The sequence below is a fragment of the Paraburkholderia sp. FT54 genome, from assembly GCF_031585635.1.
Lineage (GTDB): Bacteria > Pseudomonadota > Gammaproteobacteria > Burkholderiales > Burkholderiaceae > Paraburkholderia.
Genome location: NZ_CP134195.1, coordinates 3,120,462 through 3,142,717, shown reverse-complemented (window position 1 = coordinate 3,142,717; position 22,256 = coordinate 3,120,462). Strand labels below are relative to the sequence as shown.

Genomic DNA, 22,256 nt, shown 5'->3' with positions numbered 1-22,256 from the left:
CCACGTCGGCTTGCCTGTCGATCCTGCCATGAAGACCCGAATCGCTCTTGCTCAAATCAATGTCACCGTCGGCGACTTCGCCGGCAACGTCGCGAAGATTGTCGCTGCCGCGCGCGCCGCGCACAACGATGGTGCGAAGCTGCTGATCGCGCCTGAACTCGCGCTGTCCGGCTATCCGCCCGAAGATCTGCTGCTGCGTCCCGCGTTCTATGCCGCGAGCGCGGCGGCCCTGGCCGACCTCGCCACGCAACTCAAGCCGTTCGCCGGCCTGCACGTGATCGTCGGCCATCCGTTGCGCGACGTCACGCACAGCGCAGCGCACGGCCATGGTAATGCAAACGCGCCGATCGAGCGCGGCGTGCCGCCGGTCGATACTTTCAACGCGGCCTCGCTGATCGTCGACGGCGAAGTGCGCGGCACGTATCGCAAGCAGGATCTGCCCAACACCGAGGTGTTCGACGAGAAGCGCTACTTCGCGTCCGACCCGCAGCCGTTCGTGTTCGAACTCGACGGCGTGAAGTACGGCGTAGTGATTTGCGAGGACGCATGGCATGCGTCGGCTGCGCAAATGGCGAAGGCGGCGGGCGCGCAAGTGGTGCTGATTCCGAATGGCTCGCCGTATCACCTGAACAAGGAAGCGGTGCGTTTCGACATTCTGCGCGCGCGGATTCGTGAGACCGGACTGCCGATGGTCTACGTGAACATGGTGGGCGCGCAGGACGAACTGGTGTTCGACGGCGGCTCGTTCGTCCTCGACGCGCAAGGCGAACTGGTCGCGAAGATGGCGCAGTTCGAGGAAGCGACCGCGATCGTCGAATTCGAAAACGGCGAGCCGTTGCCCGCGCCGATTGCGCCGGAGCTGTCCATCGAGGCGCAGGTCTATGCCGCGCTCGTGATGGGCGTGCGCGACTATATCAACAAGAACGGCTTCCCGGGCGCGCTGATCGGCCTGTCGGGCGGCGTGGATTCGGCGTTGGTGCTGGCCGTCGCGTGCGACGCGCTCGGCGCGGACCGCGTGCGCGCGGTGATGATGCCGTCGCGCTACACGGCCGACATTTCCACCACGGATGCCGCCGAGATGGCACGCCGCGTCGGCGTACGCTACGACGAAATCGCGATCGCGCCGATGTTCGACGCGTTCCGCGGCTCGCTCGCGCAGGAGTTCGCGGGCCGCGCCGAAGACGCCACCGAAGAAAACATTCAGGCGCGCATTCGCGGCACCTTGCTGATGGCGCTGTCGAACAAGTTCGGCTCGATCGTGCTGACCACGGGCAACAAGAGCGAGATGGCCGTGGGCTACTGCACGTTGTACGGCGACATGGCCGGCGGTTTCGCGGTCATCAAGGACATTGCGAAGACGCTCGTCTACCGGCTGTGCCATTACCGCAACCAGGCTACGACCTTCGACAAGCAGGACGTCATTCCCGAGCGCATCCTGACGCGCGCGCCGTCGGCGGAACTGCGCGAGAACCAGACCGATCAGGACAGCTTGCCGGAATACGACGTGCTCGACGCGATCATGCGCATGTACATGGAAGAGGACCGCTCGCTTGCCGAAATCATCGCTGCGGGTTATGCGGTTGAAGACGTCAAACGCGTCACGCGCCTCATCAAGATCAACGAATACAAGCGGCGTCAGGCGCCGATCGGCATTCGCGTCACGCATCGCGCGTTCGGGCGCGACTGGCGTTATCCGATCACGTCGCGCTACACCGAACCGGTGGAGTGAGCGTTAAGCGAACCGCTGCGGACTAACCCGAAGCGCGCGCCGGATTGCCGCAACGCATCCGGCGCGGCGTAGAATAAAAATCATCCATTTCCCTTTCACTCTTCCAGACACGAGACGAGGTTCGCCATGAAGCGCATCACCGCAGTCATCAAACCCTTCAAACTCGACGAAGTGCGCGAGGCGCTCGCTGAAGTCGGCCTCACGGGGTTGACGGTTACTGAAGTCAAAGGCTTCGGCCGTCAGAAAGGCCATACCGAGCTCTATCGTGGTGCAGAGTACGTGGTCGACTTTCTGCCGAAAGTGAAGATCGAAGTGGTGGTGGCGGACAATCAGTGCGATCAGGTGATCGATGCGATCATTGGCGCGGCGCGCACCGGCAAGATCGGCGACGGCAAGATTTTCGTCGCAGATGTGGAGCGTGTGATCCGCATTCGTACCGGCGAAGAAAACGAAGCGGCGGTTTAAAGCATCTGAGTTCGGTTTTTAAAGCAGAAACTCAAGCGCCGGTAGCGCCACCCGCACAACGCGGGTCATGAATGCACCGCGCCGGTGCGCTCAGGCGGTGGCAAAACCGTGCGCTCAAATAAAAAACGGTGCGATACCCTTGCGGACATCGCACCGATACGCGCCTCTCGCAGCAGCGTGAAAAAGATTCTCTTGAAGAACTCCTGACTACACCCCGAAGGAAGTTCCTTCGGGGAACACCGTTCGATTAGAACGAGTGTTGAATACCTGCGTACACGCCCGACTGGCTGTGACCCGGCAGCGGATTGTCCGTGCTGGTTGACGTACCGGCGTTGTTTGCATTCAGGCCGTAGTTAGCCGTCTTGCTGTTTTGCGTCGTTGCGATCTGGATGTCCAGCAGCGTGCGCTTGGACAGGTTGTACGAGCCGCCGATCGTGTAGATCGTCGCATTGCCTGCGCCATTGTTGCCGTTCACGTGGTAGACCGCTGCGATCAGCGCCGCAGCCGGCGTTGCTTGCCACGTCACACCGCCCCATTCGTGATCCAGAGTGGTCGGCTGGCCCGGCAGAACGTTCTGTGCACCTGCCGAACGGACAGCCTGGTAAGCAGCCTGAACCTTGAACTGGCCGAGGAAGACGTTCACGAGAGCCGAGTATTCACGCGATGCCGCGAATACGCCGTTGGCCACGTTGCCCGGGTTGATCGCGCTCGGGTTCGGGCCGTACAGCACGCCGTTAGCCGGGTTGCGGATTTCGTCGTAAATACCGCGAATCTGGAACAGCGAGCTCGTGTAGGTAACCTGCGCGCCGGCTTCGCGACCTTGCGGGGTCGTGCCGTTGCCGTTCCAGCTCGTTGCGTTCGACAGCGCATATTGACCGTAGAAGTCAAAGCCCGCGATCTTCGGCGACTGGTAGGCGAAGTTGTTGCTCGATTGCGGCCAGTTGCGGCCACGCACCAGCGACGCCGACGACCAGTTCGATTGACCGAACGGGTCGAAGTCCCACACGCCGTTCGAGATGTACAGCATGCGGCCCATCGTGAACGTACCGTATGCGTCGTTCGACATGCCGACAGTTGCCCAACGATTGAAGAGACCGCCGCCGCCAGGACCTGCACCCGTCATGGTGTTGAAGGAGCCTTCCAACTGGAACAGGACCTTGTTGCCGCCACCGATGTCCTCAACGCCCTTCATGCCCCACAGGCTGGTACCCCAGTCGCCGCTTTCCGCGCGCCAGCGGTTCGTGCTGCCGGTAGCCGGGCCATTCGGACCGCCGCCTTGCGGAACGCCCGTCATGTACTCAATGCCAGCGTCAAGGCGGCCGTACAGCGTCACGCTGCTTTGGGCGTGCGCAACAACACCGGCTGTCATCAGCGCAGCGGCGAGCAAAGCTTTCTTCATCTTCTCCTCCATACCCTGTCAAAAAGTGAAACCCAGTACTGCGAATGGTGCTCGGCCGCGAATTGCGCCGAACAGGAATCGGTACCAGGGAGATTAGCGGGTGGATTGGGTCTCCTGCCGTGACGTGTAGCCTTGGGGCTATCTGGTCGTCATGCCGATCCCTCGCCGACCGGTTCTCCTCTGTGCTTTGAAGTGAAACTACTTTTAATGAACTTTGTTTTGCTACTTTGGTTACTAATTTATCAAAAATACCCTTCACTGGGAGAAGAAATTAGTACCCGCCTTGATCGATGTCTCCAAATTGCAATAAGAATGTGCGACACGACCCGTTTGGGCACCTTCGAAAAACGCGGAAACCCTTATGCGACAAGGGAATCACGGATCGGCGCGGGTAACGTTAAGGATTGCCACTATTGACGCTTCAAATGCGGCAGAGTAGGGCGAATGGCCGGGGGTTGGAGGCTTGCGGGGAGCGGTTTTCGCGGCGGAAATCGCCGGAATGCACAGGTGAGCGAAACAAAAAAGGCGCTCGTAAGCGCCTTGTAATACTACTTTGACTACAGCCCAAATAGCGGGTTGCGTCTGAGTGTCTATTTAAGGCTTCCGGAGAGAAACTGCTTGAGCCGGTCGCTTTTCGTGTTCCTGAATACTTCGTCGGGATGGCCTTCTTCTTCCACGCGGCCTTGATGCAAAAACATCACGTGATTCGACACGTTGCGTGCGAATGCCATTTCATGCGTGACGACGATCATGGTGCGGCCTTCTTCGGCGAGCGTCTGCATGACCTTGAGCACTTCGCCGACCAGTTCGGGGTCGAGCGCGGAAGTCGGTTCGTCGAACAGCATCACATCGGGATGCATGGCCAGTGCACGGGCGATGGCCACACGCTGCTGCTGGCCGCCCGACAGATGCGACGGATACTGTTTCTCCAGGCGCGGCGCGAGCCCCACCTTTTCCAGATATTCACGCGCGCGTTCTTCGGCGTCCTTGCGCTTCAGACCCAGCACATTGACGGGCGCCTCGATGATGTTCTCCAGCACGTTCATGTGCGACCACAGGTTGAAGTGCTGGAACACCATCGACAGCTTCGTGCGCACGCGCTGCAACTGCTTCGGGTCCGACACGCGCAATGCGCCGTGCTTGCCGGTTTGCGTGCGCACTTCCTCACCGTCGACGAAGATGCGCCCGGCGTTCGGCTGCTCGAGAAAGTTGATACAGCGGAGCATCGTGCTCTTGCCCGAACCGGACGAGCCGATCACGCTGATCACGTCGCCGGCGTTGGCCTTGAGCGACACGCCCTTGAGAACTTCGTTATCGCCGTACTGTTTGTGAAGCTCGTCGACGAAGAGCTTTTGCTTCTTGGTGGTCATCAGGATCCTTGGGCATGCTTACTTGCTGTGGGCGCGGTGCCCCCGGTTACTTGCCTTGCGGCCGCAGGTAAGCGAGCCAGCGGCGCTCGGCGCGGCGGAACAGCCACACGAGCGCGAAAGAAATACACAGATAGAGCAGGGCGGCGATGCCGAACGCATTGAACGACTGATATGTCGCGGAGTTCACATCGCGCGCGATCTTGAGGATGTCCGGCACGGTCGCGGTAAACGCGACGGTGGTGGCGTGCAGCATCAGGATCACTTCGTTGCTGTAGTAGGGCAATGCGCGGCGCAGTGCCGACGGCAGAATCACGCGCCGGTACAGCGTGAACGACGACATGCCATACGCGCGCGCCGCTTCGATTTCGCCGTAGGGCGTCGCCTTGATCGCGCCGGCGAAAATCTCGGTGGTGTACGCGCAAGTGTTCAGCGTGAAAGCGAGCAGCGTGCAATGCATGCCGTCGCGGAAGAAAGCATTGGTGAGTTCGTGATTGCGAACGATCTCGAGGCTGTACAAGCCGGTGTAGCAGAGCAGCAGTTGCACGTACAACGGCGTGCCGCGGAAGATGTACGTATACAGCCAGACGAGGCGGGAGAGCCACTTCTTCTTCGACACGCGTGCCACCGCGAGCGGAATCGACAGGCAGAAGCCCAGGCCGATCGACACCACCAGCAGCCACAGCGTGATCGCGACGCCGGTGATGCGGTAGCCGTCGCTATAGAGATAGTTGCGCCAGTATTCCTGAATGATCTCGATCATAGATCCGCCTTTCGCACGCCGGTCGAGTAACGCTTTTCGAGGTACATCAGCACGAAGTTGGACACTGTGGTGATGACGAGATAGATCGCCCCTGCGAACAGGGTGAAGAAGAAGAACCGCAGCGTGCCCTTGCCCGCGTCCTGCGAAGCCTTGACCACGTCCGCGAGGCCGATGATCGACACCAGCGCGGTGGCCTTCACCATCACCTGCCAGTTGTTGCCGATGCCGGGCAGCGCGAAGCGCATCATTTGCGGGAACATCACGCGGGAGAACACCTGCCAGCCGGTCATGCCGTAAGCGGCGCCGGCTTCGAGCTGGCCGCGCGGCACCGCGAGAAACGCGCCGCGGAAGGTCTCGGTGAAGTACGCGCCGTAAATGAAGCCGAGCACCGCGACACCGGCCACGAAGGGATCGATGTCGATCTGGTCCCAGCCGAGCAGATCGGTCAGGTTGTTCAGCCAGATCTGGATGCTATAGAACAGCAGCAGCATCAGCACGAGATCGGGCACGCCGCGCACGAGCGTGGTGTAGACCGTGCCGACGCCGTAGGAGAAACGGTTTTTCGACAGTTTCGCCGCCGCGCCGAGCAGGCCCAGCACGAAAGCGAACACCAGCGACAACACCGCCAGTTTGACGGTTTGCCAGGTGCCGTTGAGGAGCAGCGGGCCGTAGCCTTGAAGGAACATAGGGGGTCCTTGACGATGTGTTTGCGACACACCGCGAAAGACGCGGCCAACTCTGCGCCGCGTTTGCCGCGAGCCTGGGGCTCGCTGTGACCTGCGGCGCACAGCGCACCGCTGTGCAAATCATGACTGCATGGCCGTTGCCGGTCTTGCAGCGCGCTTTTCGACTCTGGTTGTGAAACTGCGGGTGAATCTACTTTTGAATCTACTGCCGACTGTATTACGAAGCCTCGCGAAAGCCCATGCGGGCGAGCCCATGGCCATGACCGCGAGCGCCACGCACAGTGCGAACTTCTTCATGTTTCTCCTGGGTCAAACTGATCGTCGTGATGCTTCGATCTCGACGACCGCCGGCTTGTGGCCGGCCGTCGCTATTCTAGGCGGTCAAAATTGACGCGCCGCCCGGGCTTCCCGCTTCAGCGCGGGGCGCGTTCATTTGCTGCATCGGGGCAGTCCTGCGCGGGTCTGGAACCTGCTGCCAACCCATCGCGGCCTGCCATGCCGGGCCCGCTGGCGCGCTTTCGGCGCTCACGCGGCCTCGAAAAGCGCGGTATTTTACCCGAACAGGGACGAGGTGCCAGTCCGGGACGTCGGTGGCGGCAAACTGATGTGCGCAGGCGTTGTGCGAGCGCGACGCTGTTGTGATGTTTCCAGGCCGTGCAGAGTCGGTCACGCTTGAGGCGAATGTGCGACTCGTGTGCCGAGCGTTTGTCGACCCCATGGCTGGCTCGGAGTCACACCCGCGCCATGCACGCACGGGCGAAGCAGCGCGGGGCCGGCGCCAACGCCCGATTGCGCCGATTTATGAAACGATCCGGTGCACGCGCGCCGATTGTTTAGTGCGGGCCCTGCCCATACATTCTCGGCATCGCTATTTACTCACCAGGAGTACCCCATGTTCGAGATTCGCCGCTCCGAAGAACGCGGTCACGCCAACCACGGCTGGCTCGACTCGTATCACAGCTTCTCGTTTGCCGACTATCGCGATCCCCAGCACGTGCATTTCGGCCCGCTGCGGGTCATCAACGAAGACCGTATCGCCGGCGGCGAGGGCTTCGGCACGCACGGCCATCGCGACATGGAAATCGTCACGTATGTGCTCGAAGGCGCGCTGGCCCACCGCGACAGCATGGGCAACGGCTCGACCATCCGTCCCGGCGACGTGCAGCGCATGAGCGCCGGCACGGGCGTGCAGCACAGCGAGTTCAACGCATCGCAGGACGAACCTGCGCACCTGCTGCAGATCTGGGTGATTCCGCAACGCGCGGGCGATCAGCCGGGCTACGAGGAAAAGCGCTTCGACGCCGCCGACAAGCGCGGCCGCCTGCGCGTGGTCGCTTCGCCCGACGGCCGCGACGGCTCGGTGACGATCCATGCGGACGCGTCGATCTACGCGGCGCTGATCGACGGCGAAGAAACGGCGACGTTCGCGCTGCCCAAAGGACGCCTGGCCTATGTGCATGTGGCGCGCGGCGCGTTGACGGTGAACGGCGAGGCGCTCCGTGCGGGCGACGCCGCCAAGCTCAGCGACACGGATACGGTGACGCTGGAGAAGGGCGAGAACGCCGAAGTGCTGCTGTTCGATCTGGGGCAGCTCAACGGCTAAGCCTCTGGCGCGCGGCCGCGGCTTCATTGAAGGATGGTTGAAGTCGCAACGGGCGCACTGCGCGTGCATGCATTGCAGTCCGCACGCCGCGCCGCGCAGTCAAAAAAACGCCACGGAAGGCCAACCTCCGTGGCGTTTTTGCATCCGGCAACGCAGACGGCCGCGCCGGCCGCCTGCTCATCCACACCGGGCCGCTTACTGATTGGCCGCCGGCGCCGGCGCCGGCGCCGACGCCGTGCCCTTGCGATGCTCCCAGCGTTCATGCATCTTCTCGTGACGCGACTCCATCTTCGCAAAGCGCTGCTTGAGCGCCGTGCTGACGGTGGTCTTCTGCTGGTCGTTCAGGCCGTTGTAGAACTTGAGCCACGCATCCGAAGTTTGCTGACGCAGTTGCGCGTCTTTCTGCTCGACCTGCTGATGCGCGGCCGCCATGGCGTTCAGATCCAGGATCGGCTGTTGCTGCGCGGCCTTGAACTGGTTCTTGATCTGCTCATGATTGGCGCGCATGGCCTCGTGGTTCTGCTTCATGGTGTCGAGCGCGGCTTGCCACTGCTTTTCCTGATCCGCGTTCAGCTTCAGCTGATCGTGCAGTTGCGTCAATTGCTTCATGAAGTGGCCGTGCCAGCCGCCGGGGCCGCCGTGTTCGGCGGGTTGTGCGGCATAGGCAGCGCCCGCGCCGATGGCGAGAGCAGTAGCGGCAACGGCGAGAACGCGCGACATCTTTTTGGTAGACATGTGAGACTCCCTGTAATGGAATAGCCGACGATGCAACCGGTTAAAGTGGACGGCATGCATTCGGTAAGACACAGCGTAGAGAACTGCGCAGTTCGCTGTGTTACGTGGCTGGATGCGGCTGTTACGGGGGATTACGCAAGCCTTTCACCGTAACACCCGGTAACCCTTGGGGCCGGTTTGAAATCGGAAACCCTTCTTGCTGCGCGTTAAACTTCATCCCATGGCTACTCAAATACTTGTTGTCGACGACGACGTCGAATTGCGCGATCTGCTCCGCGACTATCTGGCCCGCCAGGGCATCGAGGTTTCGGTGCTGCACGACGCGGGCTCGCTCGAGCGCCGGCTCGAACGCGAGCGTCCGGATCTGATCGTGCTCGACCTGATGATGCCGGGCGTCGACGGGCTCACCGCGCTGCGCAAGCTGCGCGCGTCGGGCGACGATATCCCCGTGATCATGCTCACGGCGCGGGCGGACGACGTCGACCGCATCGTCGGTCTGGAACTCGGCGCGGACGACTATCTCGGCAAACCGTTCAATCCACGGGAGTTGCTGGCGCGCGTGCAAGCCGTGCTGCGGCGCCGCCGCACGCTGCCGTCGGCGGCGGCGCCGGAACAGCGCGAGCCGTTCAACTTCGGCCGCTTCACGCTGGATTTCCAGTCGCGCACGCTGCACCTTGAAGACAAGCCGCTCACGCTGTCGGGCAGCGAATTCGCGTTGCTGAAGATTTTCGTCAATCACCCCATGCGCACGCTCACGCGCGAGCGCCTGCTCGAACTGCTGCACGGTCCGGAATACGACGGCACCGACCGCGGCATCGACGTCCAGGTCTGGCGTCTGCGCCGCATTCTCGAAACCGACCCGTCCACGCCGCGCTTCATTCAAACGGTGCGCGGCCGCGGCTACGTGTTCGTGCCCGACGGCGAACAGCATGCGCCGGCCCATTGATTCGCTGTTCGGGCGGCTGGCGCTGCTAGTCGTCGCGGTGCTGCTGCTGTCGCATTTCGCGTGGTACGCGCTGATGCGCCTCGAGCGCAGTCAACTGCAAACGCGCTACGCGGTCGAGGAAGCCACCTTCCTCGTCGACGCGGTGCGTCAGCACGTCGCCCGAACGCCGGATCAGCCCTTGCCGTCGCGCGTCAAACTGGTCGATCCGGCGAGCCCTGAAGTGCCGCCGGAAAGTGCCGACATGCCGCCGCCGCTCGAACGGTTCGTCGAAGACGTGCGCGACCGCATGCCGTCCGGCACGCAGGTGCGCGTCGGCCAGCCGGGCCGTCCGCCCACGCTGTGGGTGCGCGCCGCCTCCGACCGAAGCTGGATCGTCGTGCCGGTGCAGCCGTTGCGCACGCCGCGTTCGCTCGACCGCACGGTGCTGTGGCTTGCGATTATTTTCTCGTTCGCGGTGATGGCGGCGCTCTTCGCCGCGTGGGCGCTGCAGCAGCCGTTGCGCTCGCTCGCCCAGGCGGTGGCGCGCTTCGGCCGCGGCTTGCCGGTGCCGCCGGTGCCGGAGCGCGGGCCGCGCGAGTTGCGCCAACTGACACACGGTTTCAACCAGATGGTCCAGGAAGTGGCGCGCACGGAGAACGACCGCGCCGTGATGCTGGCGGGTGTGGCGCATGATCTGAAAACGCCGCTCGCGCGTTTGCGGCTGCGCGCCGAAATGATGGACGAAGCGAAGATGCGCGACGGCGTGGTGCGCGACGTCGATTCCATGACGCATATCGTCGAACAGTTTCTGGTGTTCGCCCACGACGGCGCCGATCGCAGCGAGGCGGTCGAAGTCGACGCGCAGTGCGAGCGGATCGTGCGCAGCTATCGCGCGGTGGCTTCCGGTGTGCCCACCGTGCAGACCGAACTCAATGCCGGGCCGGCATTCCTGTTGCCCGCCGCCACGCTCGACCGGATTCTGTCGAACCTGCTCGACAACGCACACGCGTACGGTGCGCCGCCGATCGTCGTCGCCACGGCGCGTACCTCGCAGGGTTTTACCTTGTCGGTGAGCGACAGCGGCAGCGGTATCGCGGCCCAGGATCTGATCAACGCCAGCCGGCCGTTCGTGCGGCTCGATCCGGCGCGCGGCGGCAACGGCCATAGCGGGCTCGGGCTCGCCATCGTCGAGCGGCTGGTGCGGCGTGCAGGCGGGGAGTGGGAGATCGGCAACCACGGCGGCCGTGGTTTGCGAGTCTTGATGAGTTTTCCGTTCGAAGTATTGCCGCGGGTCACGGCAGCGTCGGAAAGCGCCTGGTAGTCAGGTAGGTGCGCGGCGCGGCTTCCTCAGCCTGTGCGGCGCATCGAGATCCGCGCGCGAGGTGCGGACGGCGGTGCGCTAATCCGAGAACAACGTATTCAGCGCATTCGCCGCGTCGCTGTCCACCGTATTCCACGTAACCGTTTCGGCTTCGAAAATATAGTGCGTGGTGTATTTGCCGAGACGCGCCAGGATCTCCTCCTGAATCAGTTCCGGCGCCACGTCCAGTTTCAGATACCACGCGGTAGACGACAGGCGCGTCTGGAAAGCGCCGTATTCAGCCAGCAGATGGTCAAACGCGTCAGCATCCTGATCGCGACAGACGATCACCAAATTTCCCTTCATGCGAATCTCCCATTAAAGCGGTAGCGGCAACCTCGATATCAGGGTCGATCATACCTGCTTCATTAAGGGATGCCCGAGGACGGGTCGTGTCTTGCGTCAGCTTGCGGACTGTTTGGCGCGCGGGCGGCCGGTGTCTGCCAACCGCGTCACCAGACGTTGGCCACCGTGCGGGTGGGCGGCGCGGTGTCGTCGGGCGGCAAGGCTTCGGTGCGGTCGCGGCCGCCCGATTTTGCCGCGTAGAGGGCCGTGTCGGCGCGGCTCATGATCCGCTCGGGCAGATCGTCGGGCGAGAGTTCGGTGATGCCGATGCTCACGCTCAAGCCCACCGAAGCGGGCAGCTTCGGCGAAGGATTCGCTTTCAGACGCAGCCGCAAGCGTTCGACGACTTCGCGGCCGCCGGCCAGATCCGTGGCCGGCAGCAGCAGGCCGAACTCTTCGCCGCCGAGCCGGCCGATCGCATCGGCGCCGCGCAGTTCGGCGCGGCAGGTGTCGACGAAATGTTCGAGCGCGCGGTCGCCGGCGGCGTGGCCGAAGCGGTCGTTGATCTGCTTGAAGTGATCGAGGTCGGCGATCGCCATGCACAACGGTTCGTTGCCCGCATGCGCGCGTTCGATCTCATGGCGCAGCAAGTCGAGAAAGTAGCGCCGCGACAGCGCGCCGGTCAGCGCGTCGTGGCGCGCCTCGGCCGACAGCAGCGTGTTGGCGGATTGCAGTTGTTCAGCCAGATCGCGCGTGGCGCGATGATGGCGCCGCTCGCGCACATACGACACCGTGATCACCCACGCCAGCGCGACCGTGCCGGCCAGCGTCAGAAACACCAGCAAATGATCGCGCTTGTGATTGCGCAGCAGTTCCGGCCAGGCCACGAGCGGATCGACCAGATGCGCGGACAGCCCCGAGTTCAGGCCGCCGCGGGTCTGATAGAGCGACGGCACGGGTCGCTCGGACATGCCGAACAGTTGCCCGGCCACGGCGGACGGCACCCACGGCGCCTGTTCGCGCACTTGCGAGTCCACGCTGATGTGGATGTCGGGAATCGCGTCGCGCAAATAGATGGTCTTGCGCTCGGCGGGCGTCATCTGCGTGACGCGCGAGTTGGGCAGCGCGCGGCCTTCGAGTTCGCTGTTGTGCGCCATGATGATCACGCCGTTGTCGTCGGCGACGAAGGTGCCGGCGTGCGCAACCCAGTGGCGCAGCCGCGCGATCCCGACCTTGGCGACGACCACGCCGACCAGCAGGCCGTCCGCGTAAGCGGGCGCGGCGATGAAGATGCCGGGCTCGCCGCTCGAGCGGCCGACGCCGTAGGCTTCGGAGAACGCGCCGAGCAGCGCGTTCGTCAGGTAGCCGCGCACGCGCATGTCGGTGCCGACGAAGGAGCGCTCGGCCGCGAGCGGATTGTTGATGGAGTTGCTCGAGGCGACGCAGACGCCGTTGGCGTTGACAAGCCAGATCTGGTCGAGCCCGGAGAAGCCTTGCGCGTCGTGCAGGAAGTTGCTCACGGCGCTCATCTGCTTGTCTTTCAGCAACGCGGCGCGCAGGACGGGTTCCGTCGCTTCGCCGTTCACGGCATAATTCTGGGATTGCACCAGAGCGCGCTGGACCACGTCCATCTCGGCCATGGTTGCGGGGATGGCGCGAGACATCGCAAGGTCGCTGGCGATCACCTCCGCCATGTTGTCCACGATCGACGCGGACATTTGCCGCTGCGCACGCAGGGCCGCGTCCAGCTCTTGCTGTACCATCCGGTCCGCAACCATGCCGGCCACGAACCAGCAAACCAGTACGATCAGCATAAAGCTGACCGGCCCGGTTGCCTGGCGCAAGGTTGTCCTGTTCATCGACCCTCTGATCCGTCTGGCTGTGACATGCAACTAGCTCAATCGTGGCAGCGCGCTCGCGCAGTTTCGCCGCTGTGGAAGCGGTCGGCAATACGCCGCCGCTGTGGCCCGGGGTAAACCGATAACAGGCGTCGTCTCCTGATTTTAACCGTCATGGGGCCAGACGCCACCGTTATTGCGGGAATGCGAAGTGCATCGACCGCGCCCATCCGGTTCTTAACGGCAGCCCGGCCGGATTCTTGACGGCTGTTCGGGTTTTTCGAGGTGGGTACCTGGCCCATCGCGGCAGTCGGCACGAAGGTCGAAGATGTGGCCGGCGCGCCACGATAAATAGTCAGCAGCGCGACTGGCGCACGCTGGCCCGAGGACGGCAGCCGGGCGTTTAACGCTATTTATTGCTAATTGCCGCGAAAGGTTGTGCCTGAAACATAGGATGGTGTAGTGTCGTGCCGTCCAAAACGAGGAAAGCTCGCCAGCCCTACGGGCGGCGCCTGCGGCGACAGGAGTCTGGCTTGATGGTTGCGGTCCTGGGCGGGTTCGTCCACGCACGCATCGGTCACCGGTTCACGTGTCTCCAACGCTAACGATTTACCGCGCACACGCGTTTTGCCATGCCTGATTTCCGCTTTCCGGACCGATCTTCAGACCGCCGCGCCGAAGCCGCGGCCTCCTTGCTGTTCTTGAACGCCTGGTTCGACGAGGAGGGCATCTGATGGATTTCAGCTTCAACCTGAAGCGCACCGCCAATGCATCGGCATGGCGGGTGCTGCCCAACCGCTGGGACTTCGTCGCCTTTCCGCTGATCATCTGTGTGATCGCCATGGCGGCGATCGGCTTTCACGAGACCTTGGCGCCCATGTCGACGCTCAAGACTCAAGCCATCTCGCTCGATCCGGCGAACCTGCCTGAATATGCAATGCGCACCACGCTGCGCATGCTGGCGGCCATGGTCGCCTCGCTGACCTTCACGCTCGTGTACGGCACGCTGGCGGCCAAGAGCCGCCGCGCCGGCCTCGTGCTGGTGCCGATTCTCGACATCCTGCAGTCGGTGCCGGTGCTGGGCTACATTTCGTTTACGGTCACCTTCTTCCTCGCGCTGTTTCCGGGCCGCGTACTCGGCGCCGAGCTGGCGGCGATCTTCGCGATCTTCACGAGCCAGGCGTGGAACATGACGTTCAGCTTCTATCAGTCGCTGCGCACCGTGCCGCGCGATCTGGACGAAGTCTCGCGCGGCTTTCACCTGACCTCATGGCAGCGCTTCTGGAAGCTGGAAGTCCCGTTCTCGATGCCGGGCCTCATCTGGAACATGATGATGTCGATGTCGGGCGGCTGGTTCTTCGTGGTCGCCTCCGAGGCGATCACCGTCGGCAACCGAACGATCACGCTGCCGGGGATCGGCGCCTATCTCGCACAGGCGATCTCGGACAAGAACCTGCACGCGATCGGCTGGGTGATCCTCGCGATGACGGTCGTGATTCTCGCCTACGACCAGTTCCTGTTCCGTCCGCTCGTCGCGTGGGCCGACAAATTCCGCATGGAAAACACCAGTTCGGGCGACGCGCCGGAATCGTGGCTGCTCGATCTGATTCGCCGCACCCGCCTGATACACCGGCTGCTGGTGCCGCTCGGCTGGATGTTCGCGAGAGCCGCGCGTGTGCCGTTGCGGCTGCCGGCGTTCCAGGGGCCGCGCTTCCATATCCCGCAGAGGCAGAAGAGTTCACGCGTCGGCGATATCGTGTGGGCGACGCTGGTGCTGCTCACGACCGTCTACGTGGTGTATCGCGTGGTGATCTATGTGCGCACCGGCGTTACGCTGGATGAAGTCTGGCATGTGTTCGTGCTCGGGCTGATCACGCTGCTGCGTGTGGTGGTGCTGATCGCGATCGCCTCCGTGATCTGGGTGCCGGCCGGTGTGCTGATTGGCTTGCGCCCGGCGCTCGCCGAGAAGATTCAGCCGGTCGCGCAGTTTCTCGCCGCGTTCCCGGCCAATCTGCTGTTCCCGGTATTCGTGATCGCGATCGTGCGTTTCCATCTGAACCCGGACATCTGGCTGTCGCCGCTGATCGTGCTCGGCACGCAGTGGTATATCCTGTTCAACGTGATTGCCGGCGCGACGTCGTATCCGAACGACTATCGCGAGGCGGCCAAGAACTTCCACATCCGCGGCTGGCAGTGGTGGCGCCAGGCGATTCTGCCGGGCATTTTCCCGTATTACGTCACGGGCGCGATCACCGCGTCGGGCGGTGCGTGGAACGCGAGCATCGTCGCGGAATTCGTGCAGTGGGGCGACACCAAGGTGGCGGCGCACGGACTCGGCGCCTATATCGCGCAGTCCACCGCCGCGGGTGACTATCCGAAGATCATTGTGGGCATCGCCGTGATGTCCCTGTTCGTGACGCTGTTCAACCGTCTGCTGTGGCGTCCGATGTACGCCTACGCCGAAGCCAAGCTCCGGCTTGACTGAGTGCCCCCGAACCTGTCGCTTGGCGCCAGGCCCCCCGAGGGGGTAATCCCCCAAGGGGACTTCCTCCGGAGCGGAAAACCTGGGGGCGGCCCGGCGTTTTCTTGAGTAATGAAGGCAAAACGCGATGCAAAATCCTAAAGCTGCTATGACCGCCGCGCCGATCCAGACCCCGCCGAAGCCGCCGCGCCTCGGCGAAGAGATCCTGCTCGTCAAGGACGTGTGCCGCGGGTTCAACAAGTCGCAGGGCGAACTGCTCGTTCTCGACGACGCGAACCTGTCGCTGCGCGAAGGCGAGATCGTCGGACTGCTGGGCCGTTCGGGCTCGGGCAAGTCGACGCTGTTGCGCATCATCGCCGGTCTGATCGAGCCGACCGACGGCGAAGTCACCTATATGGGCAAGCCGCTCGACGGTCCCGCCAAGGGCGTCGCGATGGTGTTCCAGACGTTCGCGCTGTTTCCGTGGCTGACCGTGCTGCAAAACGTGGAAGCGGGCCTCGAAGCGCAAGGCCTCGGCGCGAGCGAGCGGCGCACGCGCGCGCTCGCGGCAATCGACCTGATCGGTCTGGACGGTTTCGAAAACGCTTATCCGCGTGAGTTGTCGGGCGGCATGCGCCAGCGCGTCGGCTTTGCGCGCGCGCTGGTGGTCGATCCCACGCTGCTGCTGATGGACGAGCCGTTTTCCGCGCTCGACGTGCTGACCGCCGAAACGTTGCGTACCGACCTGCTCGATCTGTGGACGCAAGGCCGCATGCCGATCAAGGCCGTGCTGATCGTCACGCACAATATCGAGGAAGCGGTGTTCATGTGTGACCGCATTCTGGTGCTGTCGTCGAATCCGGGCCGCGTGATCGCCGAAATCAAGGTGCCGTTCAAGCATCCGCGCAATCGTCTGGACCCGGCGTTCCGCCGGCTGGTGGACGAAATCTACGCGAAGATGACCGCGCGCCAGACCGACGAAAAGACTAAGAAGGGCCTCGAACTGCATAGCTGGCTGCCGCATGTGTCGACCAACCTGATGGCCGGTCTGATCGAAACGCTGGCTGCGGCGCCGTACCACGGTCGTGCCGACATGCCGGAAATCGCCCGTTCGCTGCATCTGGAGGTGGACGATCTGTTTCCCGTCGCTGAAGTGCTGCAGCATCTCGGTTTCGCCGACGTGCGCGAAGGCGACATTTTCCTGACGCCGCCGGCGCGCGTGTTCTCCGAGTTCGGCACCCAGGAACGCAAGATGATGTTCGCCGAGCATTTGCTGCGGCACGTGCCGCTCGCCGCGCGAATCAAGAAAGTGCTCAACGAACGGCCGGGGCATCGCGCGCCGCGCGTGCGCTTCGAGCAGGAGCTGGAGGATTTTCTGTCGGACAGCGCCGCGGAAGAGACGCTCGACGCGGTCATCAACTGGGGCCGTTATGGCGAGATCTTCTCGTACAACGACCAGACCGAAATCTTCAGTCTGGAAGACGTGGAGTCGTAAGCGCGTGCGAGATGATTAAGAGGCGCGAACCGACGCGAAGCAAAAACGGCAGGGGAGACCTGAACTGACCCCGCAAAGTTGGACAGTTTGAGTTCAGGTTTGAGCGGGCTGGGTTCTGTACATCACAGGACTCAGCCCGTTCAGTTTGAGCTTGATGCGTTTGTGGTTGTAGTAGTGAATGTATTGTCTGATGCCAGCCTTCAACTCGTCGATACTTTCAAACCTGCTCAGCCGGAAGAACTCCGCCTTGAGCGTGCCAAAGAAGCTTTCCATTGCCGCATTGTCGTAGCAGTTTGCCTTGCGCGACATGCTCTGCGTCAGGCCGTGTTGATCCAGCAGCCTCCGGTAAGCAGGCATCTGGTACTGCCAGCCCTGGTCTGAATGCAGCAGCGGGGTCTCCTGGGGACCAAGCTTTGCCAGCGCTTTTTTTAGCATGCTGCTGACCAGATCGAAGACCGGTCGGGTGTTCATCTGATAAGCCACGATCTCGCCGTTATACAGATCCATGATCGGCGAGAGATACAGCTTCTGACCCAGCACGTTGAACTCCGTCACGTCCGTCACCCACTTCTGATTGGGCTGCTGTGCGCTGAACTCGCGGTTTAACAGGTTCGGCGCAATACGGCCGACTTCGCCGCGCCATGAGCGGTATTTCTTCGCGCGCACCAGCGATTTCAGTTTCAGTTCTCCCATCAGACGTTGCACCGTCTTGTGGTTCACGCTCGGGCCTGCCTGCCGGATCGCCGCCGTGATGCGCCGGTAGCCATAACGGCCCTTGTGGCGTTCATACACAGTCTTGATGCGGGTTTTGAGGTCCTTGTGCCGCTCACCGGCATCCGGCACGCTCAACTGGTAATAGAACGTGCTGCGCGCCAGACCCGCTGCCTTCAGCAAAGCGGGCATCGGGTGGTGCTGCCGGAGCTCCTGCACTATTTGCGCTTTTTCTTCTGCACGCCCTGCTTCTTTGCCTGAAGCAGGGCATCGAGCTTTTTTAGATAGGCCACCTCCGCGCGCAGGTACTCGTTTTCCTTGAGCAACTGCTCACGCGTGCGCTTATCTGGCGCACTGTCTTCGGTCGGCTTTTCAGGAACTGGCTGGGTCATGGTTTTGCGGCGCCATCGTGGACGAGGCGCCAGTGCGTCGATACCGCCTTCATGATACCGGCGTTCCCATTGCGCTATGCAGCCCGGACTGCGGATGTCGAACACCGCAGCCACCTGCCGGTATGGCAAATCCTTCTGCCACATGTGCATGAGTACCGACATCCTGAACTGCGCGTCATAGTGACTGAATTTCTTGCGCAGTCCGTCCTGTCCATGTTGCTCGTAGGCCGAAATCCACAGCTGTAAAACCGAGCGACTCACTCCATACCGCTTTGCAAGTACCTCGACACCAGCCGAACCGGCCACGTACTGCTTCACCAGCTTCAGCTTTAACTGCTCACTGTACTTCGTCATGAAAAACACCCCAAAAGGTTGGATCGGTGTCCAACTTTTGGGGTGCAGTTCAGACCCTGCCGTTTTTTCATTGCAGCGCAGTTATTGCAGATTGCCCCAGCGCCCGACGGCCGGTTCCGCGGACGCCCATTTCCAGCCCTTGTCCTGCTGACACGCGCTCGCCGTGTACCAGTCCTCATGTGCGTCGGTGCCGTCGCCGTCCTGTACCGAGAACACGAATTCCTTGCAGAGCGCGAGCGCCGAACCGAACGCGCGCGTCACGCGCACCTGGCCGTGGCCGTTCTCGATCGGCAACGTGTGCTTGACCACCCAAGGGCGAGTCTCGCCGACCGGCATGGCGCCCGCCAACGCGGCGATCATGTTCTGCTGATCGGTGTGCATGGTGCGCATATAGTGGCCGACGGCCTCGTCGGTCGCGGCCTGCACGGCGATGCCGACGCCGATGCCGATGGCCGGATTGGAGGTCACGAGCCCGGATGCGACGGCCGCTGCCGCACCGCTCGCCGCGCCGACCGACGAGCAGCCGCTCGTCAGGACGCTTGCGCCGACGCACAGCGCGCCGGCCAGCACGAGCCGCAGCCGGTTGCCGGACCAGGCGGCGAGGCGAGGGCGGCGCGCCGCGGGGGCAGCCGTATGGGAGTGCGCCGTCATTGCAACGCGCCCCAGCGTTCGGTAGCCGGTTCGGCCGACGCCCACTTCCAGTTGTCGCCGTCACGGCAGATCGACGCGACGTAAAACGCGCTGCTCGCCGGCACGTTCTTGGTGGCCGTCTGGTCGACGGAGAAGACGATTTCCTTGCAGTCGAGCACGCCCGCGCTGATCGTGCGGCTGACGGTGACGCGGCCGTGCTCGTCATCTTCGATCGGCATCGAATGGGTCACGCTCCACGGCGCGACTGCGCCAACGTCGAGCGGCCCGGCGATCTTGGCGATGCCGTCCTGCGTGTTCGTGTGGACCACGCGCTCAGAGTACTGCACGCCGGCACGCGCCGCGGCCACTGCGCCGAGGCCGATGCCGGTGGCGACGGCCGCGTTGTTGGTGACTTTCGCCGCGAGTGCGGCGCCTGCGATACCGGCGCCGGCGGTCGCGCCTTCCGAATAAAGCGAACTACAGCCGCTCAACGCCGATGCGATCGCCACGGCGAGAGCAGCTAGTGCCGCTGTATTGAGACGTCCACGCCCGGCTGTTTGTTTTACCCATTCAGCCCACACCATACTTTTTTGCATTTCCCTGTCTCTGTTCCTGCAAGTGCCTTTCGATCGCGCTCGATAACGAATCAGGCGAACGAGTAACACGCGTTCCCCACCTAGCAATGCGTGTGCCGCATTTTGCAGGATGCTATTTGTAATTGGCAGAGGGAAAATGCAAGCAATTGCAAAAGATGGTGCGAGACAAATTGGTTTCTGCTGGGCCGCGGCCGATTTTGATTGGTGGTGCGAACCGATTTAGTTTGGGATTCAAGGCGCGCGAAACAGGCTTTTTGCAACTGGCAGTTAGACGCCAACGCACGCATGCGCCAGGACATTCAGGCGCGCGTCGCAGGCATTCACGCGGCTTTGTCGCCTGAGTGCTGCGTCATGACGTTATTGCTCCGCGTCTTCTTCCGCGCCTTCATCGCCATATGCGCTCAAGCGGTTGTACAGGGTTTTGAGGCTCACGCCGAGGGCTTTGGCCGCGCGCCGTTTGTCGCCACCGCAATATTTGAGCGTGCCGAGAATGATCTGTTTTTGCGCGTCGGCGAGTGGCGTGCCGATCCATACGCTCATTGCGTCGCCCTGTGTCATGGGTTTTTTCACGCGCGATGCGAGATGTGGATGCGGCAACTCCACGATCTTCTCCGCGAGAATGAAAGCGCGATACACCGCGTTCTTCAACTCGCGCACGTTGCCCGGCCACGACCAGGTGCGCAGTGTTTCGATCGAGCGTTTGCTGAAGCTTTTGCTCGTGCCTTCCTGCTGATTCAGCAGCGCGAGGAAGTGCTGCGCCAGCAGTTCGCGATCGCTCTCGCGCTCGCGCAGCGGCGGCGCGCGCAGCGGGAAAACCGCGAGCCGGTACATGAGGTCTTCACGCAGACCGTTTTCCTTGACCGCTACCGCGGGGTCGCGATTGGTCGCGGCGATCACGCGCACGTTGCCGCTGATCAGGTCATTGCCGCCGACCCGGTAGAACGTGCCGGTTTCGAGCGCGCGCAGCAGCTTCACCTGGCGCACCGGCGCCATTTCGGTGATTTCGTCGAGGAACAGCGTGCCGCCGTTCGCGTGTTCGAAGTAGCCGACGCGCCCCTGGACCGCGCCTGTGAAGCTGCCTTTCTCGTGGCCGAACAGTTCGGCTTCGATGAGTTCGTCAGGAATCGCACCGCAGTTCACGGCGACGAACGGTGCGTCCTTGCGGTTGCTTTGATCGTGAATCGTGCGGGCGATCAACTCCTTGCCCGTGCCGGATTCGCCGATGATCAGCGCGGTCGCGTCGGTGCCGGCGACGCGCTCGATCTGCTGGTACAGATCCAGCATCACCGGCGACGAGCCGTACAGCAGCCCGTACGATTTCAGTCCCGCGATGCCGTCCGCGACACGCTGCTTCGCCAGTGCCGAAGCATTGCCGCCAGCGGAGACGGTGGGCGAGGCCAGGTCGATTGACGCCATAAACGGGGGTCCTGTGCAAATGAGTTCGTTGTTGCGGCGCGCAGGCCTGGGAACGAGATAAACCAGCGATGCGGCTATCTCTCAAGGATCGATTTAACCACTTTGACACCGTTTTCGGCAAACGATGTGAGGATCCGGGAAAGACATTTGCGCACGGTCGGTCGAAAGTGCCTGGCCAGTGATCGGTTGATGCGCGCGAGGCAAACTTACCGGGCACGGCGTTTGCGGATTCCACCCGACACGCGTGTGCTTTTCGTGCGTGATGGCCGTCTTGCCTATCGGCATTTTGCGCGACGGCGGAGATCACCATTCGCCAATTTGCAGCGAGATGCGCATTCGCCGGAACGCGCACGCGAACGCCGAACTCAGAACAGGAGGGAATGATGACTGACACCACGCAACAGCTTGCACTCGGCGGCCAGAAGATTGTCGACGATCTGCGGGTGCTGCTGAAGGACTCGGAAGAAATGCTGCGGCTTGCCGCCAACGTGCCGGGCGAGGGCGTCGGCGCGCTGCGCGACAAACTGGGCACGCACGTCGAAACCCTGCAATCGGCGCTCGGCGACGCGCAACAGAACGCGCAGCGGCGTTATCGGGCCGCCACCGTCAATACCGAACGCTATGTGCGCCACAACCCGTGGCAGTCGATCGGCATCGCAGCGGGCGTCGGCTTTCTGCTCGGCGTACTGACTGCGCGCTGAGATGCAATCCGCACCTATCCGCTTCATGACGACAAGGAGTTCACGATGGCACGACCCAAAATCGGCATCTTCGGCGCGTTGATGGCGCTCGGCGGCTTTCTGGCGGTGCGCTACGTGCAGCAGCGCAACCGCGCCGCACAAGTCCCTGCGGCGCGCGAGTTGAGCCGTTGGGAGAACGAGGGCGGCACGGTCGGGGCGCCAACTGCGCCGACGGCCCATCAGGCGACCGCGGCGGGCGACGCCAGCCCAAGCTCGCACGGGGCCAACGGCTCCGCGCATCCGAACGGCAATGGCGGCGCATGGCCGTTTCCGCGCAGTTAAACGCGCCTGGATATCCGGCGTCGC

At 62.9% G+C, this 22,256-nt stretch carries 20 protein-coding genes; 9 read left to right on the top strand and 11 right to left on the bottom strand.

Annotated elements, in window-relative coordinates; translation table 11 throughout:
• The first annotated feature begins 28 nt into the window (after positions 1 to 28).
• Positions 29 to 1,729, top strand: coding sequence for an NAD+ synthase (locus RI103_RS14635; RefSeq protein WP_310812668.1), 1,701 nt, complete (start codon positions 29 to 31; stop codon positions 1,727 to 1,729).
• Between the two features lie 126 nt (positions 1,730 to 1,855).
• The gene (glnK, locus tag RI103_RS14630) at positions 1,856 to 2,194 is read left to right on the top strand and encodes a P-II family nitrogen regulator (RefSeq protein WP_006048444.1); all 339 of its coding nucleotides are present in this window, start codon (positions 1,856 to 1,858) and stop codon (positions 2,192 to 2,194) included.
• Positions 2,195 to 2,441: 247 nt separating this feature from the next.
• On the opposite strand, the gene RI103_RS14625 is transcribed toward glnK, so the two are convergent.
• The 4 genes from RI103_RS14625 to RI103_RS14610 form a co-directional block, all read right to left on the bottom strand.
• On the bottom strand, positions 2,442 to 3,593 hold the full coding sequence (locus RI103_RS14625) for a porin (protein WP_310812667.1): 1,152 nt from the start codon (positions 3,591 to 3,593) through the stop codon (positions 2,442 to 2,444).
• Positions 3,594 to 4,183: 590 nt separating this feature from the next.
• Entirely contained in the window at positions 4,184 to 4,963 is a 780-nt protein-coding gene (locus RI103_RS14620; RefSeq protein ID WP_310812666.1) for an ATP-binding cassette domain-containing protein, read from the bottom strand.
• Positions 4,964 to 5,009: 46 nt separating this feature from the next.
• Positions 5,010 to 5,723, bottom strand: coding sequence for an ABC transporter permease (locus RI103_RS14615; RefSeq protein ID WP_310812665.1), 714 nt, complete (start codon positions 5,721 to 5,723; stop codon positions 5,010 to 5,012).
• A complete protein-coding gene (locus RI103_RS14610; RefSeq protein ID WP_310812664.1) occupies positions 5,720 to 6,409 on the bottom strand; it encodes a histidine ABC transporter permease HisQ in 690 nt (229 codons plus the stop codon). Before RI103_RS14610 ends, RI103_RS14615 begins: the two co-directional genes overlap by 4 nt.
• An 892-nt stretch (positions 6,410 to 7,301) precedes the next feature.
• On the opposite strand from RI103_RS14610, the gene RI103_RS14605 reads away from it, so the two are divergent.
• The gene (locus RI103_RS14605) at positions 7,302 to 8,012 is read left to right on the top strand and encodes a pirin family protein (RefSeq protein WP_310812663.1); all 711 of its coding nucleotides are present in this window, start codon (positions 7,302 to 7,304) and stop codon (positions 8,010 to 8,012) included.
• Between the two features lie 195 nt (positions 8,013 to 8,207).
• On the opposite strand, the gene RI103_RS14600 is transcribed toward RI103_RS14605, so the two are convergent.
• Positions 8,208 to 8,747: a periplasmic heavy metal sensor gene (locus RI103_RS14600; protein ID WP_310812662.1), complete on the bottom strand. Its 540-nt coding sequence runs from the start codon at positions 8,745 to 8,747 to the stop codon at positions 8,208 to 8,210.
• A 220-nt stretch (positions 8,748 to 8,967) separates the two neighbouring features.
• Between RI103_RS14600 and RI103_RS14595 the strand changes: the two genes are divergently transcribed.
• Together RI103_RS14595 and RI103_RS14590 are read left to right on the top strand one after the other, a co-directional pair.
• Positions 8,968 to 9,693: a response regulator gene (locus tag RI103_RS14595; RefSeq protein ID WP_012432166.1), complete on the top strand. Its 726-nt coding sequence runs from the start codon at positions 8,968 to 8,970 to the stop codon at positions 9,691 to 9,693.
• Positions 9,677 to 10,993: an ATP-binding protein gene (locus RI103_RS14590; protein WP_310812661.1), complete on the top strand. Its 1,317-nt coding sequence runs from the start codon at positions 9,677 to 9,679 to the stop codon at positions 10,991 to 10,993. Before RI103_RS14595 ends, RI103_RS14590 begins: the two co-directional genes overlap by 17 nt.
• 78 nt (positions 10,994 to 11,071) lie before the next feature.
• Here RI103_RS14590 and RI103_RS14585 read toward each other — a convergent pair whose 3' ends face one another.
• Entirely contained in the window at positions 11,072 to 11,338 is a 267-nt protein-coding gene (locus tag RI103_RS14585) for a hypothetical protein (RefSeq protein ID WP_007175813.1), read from the bottom strand.
• Between the two features lie 146 nt (positions 11,339 to 11,484).
• Positions 11,485 to 13,176: a diguanylate cyclase gene (locus RI103_RS14580; protein WP_310812660.1), complete on the bottom strand. Its 1,692-nt coding sequence runs from the start codon at positions 13,174 to 13,176 to the stop codon at positions 11,485 to 11,487.
• A 712-nt stretch (positions 13,177 to 13,888) separates the two neighbouring features.
• Between RI103_RS14580 and RI103_RS14575 the strand changes: the two genes are divergently transcribed.
• Together RI103_RS14575 and RI103_RS14570 are read left to right on the top strand one after the other, a co-directional pair.
• Entirely contained in the window at positions 13,889 to 15,640 is a 1,752-nt protein-coding gene (locus RI103_RS14575) for an ABC transporter permease subunit (protein WP_310812659.1), read from the top strand.
• A gap of 124 nt (positions 15,641 to 15,764) precedes the next feature.
• The gene (locus tag RI103_RS14570) at positions 15,765 to 17,111 is read left to right on the top strand and encodes a nitrate/sulfonate/bicarbonate ABC transporter ATP-binding protein (protein WP_310812658.1); all 1,347 of its coding nucleotides are present in this window, start codon (positions 15,765 to 15,767) and stop codon (positions 17,109 to 17,111) included.
• A 93-nt stretch (positions 17,112 to 17,204) separates the two neighbouring features.
• Here the strand turns inward: RI103_RS14570 and RI103_RS14565 are convergent.
• The 4 genes from RI103_RS14565 to RI103_RS14550 form a co-directional block, all read right to left on the bottom strand.
• A protein-coding gene (locus tag RI103_RS14565) for an IS3 family transposase (RefSeq protein ID WP_310812657.1) occupies positions 17,205 to 18,568 on the bottom strand; the annotation gives its coding sequence in 2 pieces (ribosomal slippage) (positions 17,205 to 18,106 and positions 18,106 to 18,568; 1,365 coding nt in all).
• A gap of 81 nt (positions 18,569 to 18,649) precedes the next feature.
• On the bottom strand, positions 18,650 to 19,219 hold the full coding sequence (locus RI103_RS14560; RefSeq protein WP_310812656.1) for a hypothetical protein: 570 nt from the start codon (positions 19,217 to 19,219) through the stop codon (positions 18,650 to 18,652).
• A complete protein-coding gene (locus RI103_RS14555) occupies positions 19,216 to 19,794 on the bottom strand; it encodes a hypothetical protein (RefSeq protein ID WP_310812655.1) in 579 nt (192 codons plus the stop codon). The genes RI103_RS14560 and RI103_RS14555 overlap by 4 nt, the downstream gene beginning before the upstream one ends.
• A gap of 357 nt (positions 19,795 to 20,151) precedes the next feature.
• Complete coding sequence (locus RI103_RS14550; RefSeq protein WP_310812654.1) at positions 20,152 to 21,210, bottom strand: sigma-54 dependent transcriptional regulator; 1,059 nt, start codon at positions 21,208 to 21,210, stop codon at positions 20,152 to 20,154.
• A gap of 383 nt (positions 21,211 to 21,593) precedes the next feature.
• Between RI103_RS14550 and RI103_RS14545 the strand changes: the two genes are divergently transcribed.
• On the top strand, positions 21,594 to 21,911 hold the full coding sequence (locus RI103_RS14545; RefSeq protein ID WP_310815243.1) for a DUF883 family protein: 318 nt from the start codon (positions 21,594 to 21,596) through the stop codon (positions 21,909 to 21,911).
• A gap of 45 nt (positions 21,912 to 21,956) precedes the next feature.
• Entirely contained in the window at positions 21,957 to 22,232 is a 276-nt protein-coding gene (locus RI103_RS14540; protein WP_310812653.1) for a hypothetical protein, read from the top strand.
• The last annotated feature ends 24 nt before the right edge of the window (positions 22,233 to 22,256 follow it).